A 6,649-nucleotide genomic window follows, 5' to 3' on the forward strand; every position below is an offset into this window, starting at 1 on the left:
CGTGGAAAGGACAGGAACATGACAAAAAAGAAAGTTTTGGAGCGTATCACTTCGGTTGGTGTCGTCGCAGTTATTCGGGGAAACACAGCGGAGGAAGCGTACCAAATGTCCAAAGCCTGCATTGAAGGCGGTCTGGACAATATTGAGCTTACGTTTACTACGCCGGATGCGGATCAGGTCATTCGTAGATTAAAAGACGAATGTAAGGATCGGGCTGTGATTGGTGCGGGGACTGTACTGGAGGCGCTGACGGCGAGAATTGCTATTTTGGCTGGAGCTGAGTTTGTCGTGAGTCCTTCTTTTGAAGAAGAAACCGCCAAGCTGTGCAATTTGTACGCAATCCCTTATATGCCTGGCTGTATGACGCTGAATGAAATCAAGGAAGCCATGAAATTAGGCAGTGATGTTGTCAAGCTGTTTCCGGGCAATACGATGGGCGCTGATTTTGTCAAGGCAGTCAAAGGTCCAATGCCTCATGTGCAGATTATGCCAACCGGCGGTGTTGATTTGGATAATATGGAGACCTGGCTGCGGAACGGCTGTGTTGCAGTGGGAATTGGCGGTAATCTCACGGATCCTGCCAAGGAAGGCCGCTATGATCTGATTACCGAAAACGCGGCGCGCTATGTAGCCAAATATAAAGAGGTTCGCGCAGCATTGTAACTGTAATGTTCAAGAAGATATGGATTTATACTAAACTGTGATGGAGGCGTAAATATGGGCCTGGAGCAATTTTCATTAGACTTTTTCAATCTGAAAGGCAAAACAGCTATTGTAACAGGAGGCAACACGGGTTTAGGGCAGGGCTATTCAGTAGCTTTGGCCCAAGCGGGCGCTGATTTGTTCATTGTAGCTAACGTTGAAGCGTATGAAGAAACCAAACGTCTGTTGGAACCTACAGGTGTGAAGGTTGTCTTTTATCAAGCTGACCTGACGAAAAAAGAATCGATTAAGAAGATTGTAGAAGAATGCGTCAAGGAATTCGGCAAGATTGATATTCTTGTAAACAATGCGGGTACGATCCGTCGTGCTCCTTTGTTGGAGTACAAGGATGAGGATTGGGACGCTGTCATGGAAATCAACCTGAATGCTGTATATCATCTGAGTCAGGAAGTAGCGAAAGTGATGGTAGAGCAAAAAAGCGGGAAAATTATCAATATCGCTTCTATGCTTGCTTTCCAGGGCGGCAAGTTCGTTCCGCCGTATACAGCGAGTAAGCACGCAGTGGCTGGCTTGACCAAGGCATTTGCCAACGAGCTGGCGGTTCATAATGTTCAGATTAATGCGATTGCTCCTGGTTATATTGCTACTGCGAACACAGCTCCAATCCGTGCGGACGAGAGCCGCAATCAGGAAATTTTATCGCGTATTCCTGCGGGCCGCTGGGGCGACCCTTCCGATCTGATGGGAGTTGTTGTATTCCTCGCCAGCAAGGGTTCCGATTACATGAATGGTCATATCCTTGCGGTGGATGGCGGCTGGCTGGTACGTTAAGCACCGCGGAACACATCTGAGTCAAGAACTGAAGGCTGCCTCAAGTAGGAAAAAATCCTTGCGGGCAGCCTTTGCTTGTTCTGCTGGAGCTGTACGCTGAATTGGAAGATTCCAAGTACTTTGTTGATCCGTTCTATGCATATGGCACCAATGCCTTTATAATTTAATTAAGAGAAAATTGCTCAGGCTCCAGCCGTACACTCGGTTGGAGCCTTTGAGCATAACACAGTGGGATTGGAGAATAGAGAGATGAATTCACAGCAACACCAACGAGCTTTAGAATACAAATCTTTGCGGTATGCCGGTCCTTGGGTGCTTGCTGCGGGAGTGATCCTGGTCGGTGCTAATTTGCGTGCTTCGATTACTTCTGTAGGGCCCCTTATCGGCTTGATTAAGGATTCTTTGCATATTTCGAATACACTAAGCGGCTTGGTAACGACATTGCCGCTGCTTGCTTTTGCCCTATTGTCGCCTTTTGTAGCTAACCTGTCGCGCCGCTTCGGGTCGTCCCGTGTTATATTTGCAGCCTTGCTGCTGCTGACCGCAGGTATTGTGGTACGTTCCACGTTGGGAGTGACCGCATTATTTGCCGGAACAGCCATGCTGGGATTGGCTATCGCCGTGTGCAACGTGCTGCTGCCCAGCCTGATCAAAGAGGAGTTTCCCCACAACAGTGGATTGATGACTGGTGTATATTCAGTATCGATGAATGTGGTGGCTGCAACAGCATCCGGTTTGAGCATACCGCTCGCTTTAGGCGGAGGTATGGGCTGGCGCGGTGCGTTGGGCATATGGGCGGTTATGGGTGTTATTGGCATTTTACTTTGGCTTCCCCAGGTTCTCAAAGCGCGTAAAACAGTTAAAAAGGCGGCCATATCCGACCGAACTGTCAATGTGTATAGATCGTCTTTGGCCTGGAAGGTGACGTTGTTCATGGGGCTGCAATCCGCCCTGTTTTATATCCCTGCTGCCTGGTTTCCCGAGATGCTGACCGGACAGGGAATGGATTCCGAGACGGCGGGCTGGATGCTGTCGATGCTGCTGTTTTCACAAATGCCGGTTACCTTCACTGTGCCAATTTGGGCGGCGCGGTTGAAGGATCAGCGGGTATTGGTCCTCATTATGGCATCGCTGTATTTTATCGGTTTGGGCGGATTTCTGCTGGGGGCTACGCAGTGGAGTGTGATTTGGGTTATTTGTATCGGCATCGCAGGCGGTTTTGCTTTTCCGTTGGTGATGATGTTCTTTAACTTGCGGACACGGACACCGCAGCAGGCCGCAGAGCTGTCTGGTATGGCGCAATCTTTCGGTTATTTGCTGGCGGCGACTGGACCAACGCTGTTCGGCTACTTGCATGATGCGACACAAGGCTGGACGATTCCGCTGCTGCTGCTTTTGGGTCTGAGCGTTTTACTTGTGTTTGCAGGACTGGGGGCAGCGAGGAAACGATATGTCGGAGGCGAGGTGGATGATCAGGCCGCGACCGATATGTGAAAAGGCAGAAAGCTGATTCGACATGTTTACACGGGTTTGCAGAAAATATATAATAAAGTTATAAAGGCGCTATTTGCGCGAGCATGACCGACAACATCAAATGAACATGAATTACCGGAGGAGCCTGTCACCAAGGCTCCTCTTTGTCTTTTGTAGGGGAACCTGCGTCGTGCTCGAGGTTTCCCTTTTTATTTGGTCAGGGTTGTTATGTTCCAGGTCTCATATTTTGCACGTTTATTTTACATTTTATGACTATGAGAATGTTTTGAAATTCTGGATGCTGTGCAAATGTGTCCAAATCTTAAAAAAAGGAGGTTATCAGCCTATGCAATTTATACTATATCTTCTGCTGATTCTGTTGTTTACAAAAGTCGCGGGTCATCTGTCAGTCCGGCTCGGTCAACCAGCGGTGCTGGGTAAGCTGATCGCGGGGATCGTGCTCGGGCCAGCCGTATTAGGCTGGGTTCAGAATGATTCGCTGATTCATGATATGTCTGAGATCGGTGTGCTGCTGCTGATGTTCATTGCCGGATTGGAGACTGACCTGAATCAGCTCAGGCGTAATTGGAAACCTGCTGTAGCGGTGGCGGTCGGAGGTATTGTATTGCCATTGGTCTGTGGTTTTGGTATAGGGGAAACCTTTGGATTCTCGGTGCATGAGGGGTGGTTCCTCGGGGTTGTCCTGAGCGCTACTTCTGTAAGCATTACGGTGCAGGTGCTCAAGGATATGAACAAGCTTAATACCCGGGAAGGTTCGACTATTTTGGGTGCGGCTGTGCTGGATGATGTGCTCGTTGTGGTGTTGCTTGCAGTGATGATGAGTGTGTTCGGTATGGGCGGGCAGGAGATGTCATTGGGGCTTCTTGTCGGCAAAAAGCTGATCTTCTTCGTCGGAGCTGTGCTGGGGGGATGGTTGGTTGTTCCGTGGATGATGAAAATACTTGCTCCACTAAAAGTGACTGAAGCAGTCATCACGGCTGCGTTGATTATTTGCTTTGGGTTTGCGTATTTTGCTGAGATGTTGGGGATGGCAGGGATAATCGGAGCCTTCGCTGCCGGAATTGCCATCGCACAAACCGACTATAAGCACGACGTGGAAGAAAAGGTGGAGCCTATCGCTTATTCCATTTTTGTTCCAGTGTTTTTTGTCAGTATTGGATTAAATGTTTCTTTTGAGGGCGTGGGACAGCAGCTTGGATTTGTTGTTGCCCTGACACTGATTGCGCTGGTGACAAAGTTGATCGGGGGAGGCATCGGGGCACGGTTGACGGGCTTTGATAACCGTTCTTCGCTTGCGATCGGCTCCGGGATGATATCGCGTGGTGAAGTCGCGCTTATTATCGCAGCTGCCGGTCTGCAGACGGGTCTGCTGGCACAGCAATATTTTACATCGGTGATCATTGCCGTCATTCTGACGACCTTGGCTGCTCCCCCGATTCTCAAGCTATGTTTTAGCGATCAGAAGCATTCCGTTCAAAGGGGAAATTAGGAGTCCAAAGAAAGACCCTTCGGGTTCGATTCTCACAACGTGCATGGAAAGTCTGGTTTATAGCAAATCGGATTTTCCATGACACAAGGGAAGTGGCCGAAGGGTCTTTTTACGTACATATATATTTTAATGAGGTGCAGCAATTTAAGACTGGGATAAGGCTGTGAAGTATTGCTTGATCATCGGAAAATAAATAACGGACGTATAGAGTAGGCTTCTTATAATTGCTTGTTTTACTCCGTCTATGACATATGATGTTATATTATTGTTAGTATGAGGTTAGCCGTAGGGAGGGAATGAACTTAGATTTTATTTGGAATTCATGAATTTATTTATATTTATTAATTTCTTTTTTTATGATATATCTTATGTTGGGGGAGGGAAAAATTAGGAGATAAGAATCATGTGGACGGTGTTTTGAATATTACAAGGAGCAACATAATTAAATTAATCTAATATCAGTTTAGGAAGAAGGTCTTGTGGTGGGGAAAAAAGTAAGAGCTAGATGGGCAAGTATATTGTTTGCTGTATTGTTTTTGGTACAATTCCAGTGGGCAGGGGGTATTCCAGGTGCTTTCGCAGCAGACAAGGATACAATTTTATCAGCCTCATCAGATTATGGACAGGTATTGGTGAAAAGGGGAGATGCTATTTATGCGAACGAGCGAAGGGTATCATTTTCTTGGGTGCGAAATGATTCTTTTTCTGCTAAAGGCTACTCATTCTCCAGATATTTAAGTGCTTCAGGCACAGAAGCAGATGTTCAATCTGCTCAGTTTGGATCTTATACATCTGATTATACAGGGTATATTCCCCATGCATTTGTTGTGAGCCTCGATAAAATTTATTTTATATCTTCCGTAATGGAGTATAAACAAAATGGCATGGAAGTTGGGAAGTGGACGCGTTCCAGCGAAGATGCGTTTGGTCTTCAGACCCCAAGAAATGTATATAGCTATGAGACTCCTGTTAAATTGGTTATAAATGCCGATACGGGAGTTGTCGTAGATTTAGCGTCGCAAATAAACCCTTATTATAAAGTGAAGCCTGATTCATCCAATTTTAACCCAACAGCGAATCCTACTATACCCACTGAATTGCCTTTAACACCGACAAATATCACTGCCATAGTATCAGGGAATAACGTCCAGCTAAAGTGGTTAGGTGCTGCCAATGCAATGCAGTATGAAGTGGAGCAAGACGGAACAGTGGTTAAGACACTTTACGGAAATCAATATTCTGCTGGAAATCTAAAGTACGATACAGCGTACTCCTTCAGAATCCGTTCAAAGAACAACTTGGGGGTTAGTGAGTGGTCAGAGCCCTTTTCTGCTAGGACACTTTTAAGTATTCCATTACTTCGATTTCAGCCTCTTAGTGAGGCAAACCAGCTTAACTGGGAGGCTGTAACAGGAGCTGAATCCTATGAAATAAAGCTGGATGGGGGAGCGGCAATTAATGTCGGGAACGTTACATCATACCTCCATGAAGGGCTTAAACCAAGTAGCCAGCATACCTACTCTATAAGAGCAATATCCAGTAACAACGAAAGTGAGTGGAGTAAAGTTGTAAATCAAACTACGCTACCTGCCGGAGTAGAAGGTTTAAATATAACAGGGACAACGAATAAATCTATAACTCTAGCTTGGTCGGCGGTAAGTGGAGCAACTAGTTACGAAGTAGAAGTAGACGGAGTTACGGTTCCTGTAAATAATTTGACCTATACCACAACGGGATTAGAAGGCTATAGCGAGCATACGTTCCGAGTACGAGCGAAAAACGCAGCAGGAGTAGGAGCGTGGAGCAAGATCGTCACCGGTGTGACTTTGCTGAACACGCCAGTGGCTAAAGCAACGTCAACGACGAGCGCGATAACACTGAGTTGGGAACCGATTGCTGGAGCAGGAAGCTATGAGGTCGAGGCAGATGGAGTCATCCAGCCAGCCGTAACCGAAACTAGCTTCACTCATAGTGGGTTGAGTGCGGGCACGTCGCACAAGTACCGTGTACGTGCAAAAACAGACAAGAACACAAGTGCCTGGAGCACATTGCAGACGCAAGCAACGCTTCCAGCAGAAGTAACAGGTCTAGCTGTAAGTGGAGCTACGAACACCACAGTGGCGTTGAAATGGACAGCAGTAACAGGAGCAACCGGATATGATCTGGAAGTGG

The 6,649-nt window shown here is 47.0% G+C and carries 5 protein-coding genes; all 5 read left to right on the forward strand.

Annotated features, from left to right (window positions below):
- Window positions 1-18 precede the first annotated feature (18 nt).
- Complete coding sequence (locus JO375_RS09560; protein WP_229524241.1) at window positions 19-663, forward strand: bifunctional 2-keto-4-hydroxyglutarate aldolase/2-keto-3-deoxy-6-phosphogluconate aldolase; 645 nt, start codon at window positions 19-21, stop codon at window positions 661-663.
- Between the two features lie 54 nt (window positions 664-717).
- Window positions 718-1,494, forward strand: coding sequence for a 2-dehydro-3-deoxy-D-gluconate 5-dehydrogenase KduD (kduD, locus tag JO375_RS09565; RefSeq protein WP_229524242.1), 777 nt, complete (start codon window positions 718-720; stop codon window positions 1,492-1,494).
- 249 nt (window positions 1,495-1,743) lie between these two features.
- Window positions 1,744-2,988, forward strand: a complete 1,245-nt coding sequence (locus tag JO375_RS09570; RefSeq protein WP_229524243.1) for a CynX/NimT family MFS transporter — start codon at window positions 1,744-1,746, stop codon at window positions 2,986-2,988.
- 325 nt (window positions 2,989-3,313) lie between these two features.
- Window positions 3,314-4,477: a cation:proton antiporter gene (locus JO375_RS09575; RefSeq protein WP_229524244.1), complete on the forward strand. Its 1,164-nt coding sequence runs from the start codon at window positions 3,314-3,316 to the stop codon at window positions 4,475-4,477.
- Between the two features lie 479 nt (window positions 4,478-4,956).
- The coding region (locus tag JO375_RS09580) for a fibronectin type III domain-containing protein (protein WP_229524245.1) at window positions 4,957-6,649 on the forward strand (1,693 nt) is incomplete at its 3' end.

This window comes from Paenibacillus farraposensis (genome assembly GCF_020736845.1).
Classification (GTDB): Bacteria; Bacillota; Bacilli; order Paenibacillales; family Paenibacillaceae; genus Paenibacillus; species Paenibacillus farraposensis.

Excerpts from the sequence above, each read along its gene's own strand:
- JO375_RS09575 (WP_229524244.1), top strand. The coding sequence starts at position 3,314 with ATGCAATTTATACTATATCTTCTGCTGATTCTGTTGTTTACAAAAGTC.
- JO375_RS09570 (WP_229524243.1), top strand. The coding sequence starts at position 1,744 with ATGAATTCACAGCAACACCAACGAGCTTTAGAATACAAATCTTTGCGG.
- JO375_RS09560 (WP_229524241.1), top strand. The coding sequence starts at position 19 with ATGACAAAAAAGAAAGTTTTGGAGCGTATCACTTCGGTTGGTGTCGTC.
- kduD (WP_229524242.1), top strand. The coding sequence starts at position 718 with ATGGGCCTGGAGCAATTTTCATTAGACTTTTTCAATCTGAAAGGCAAA.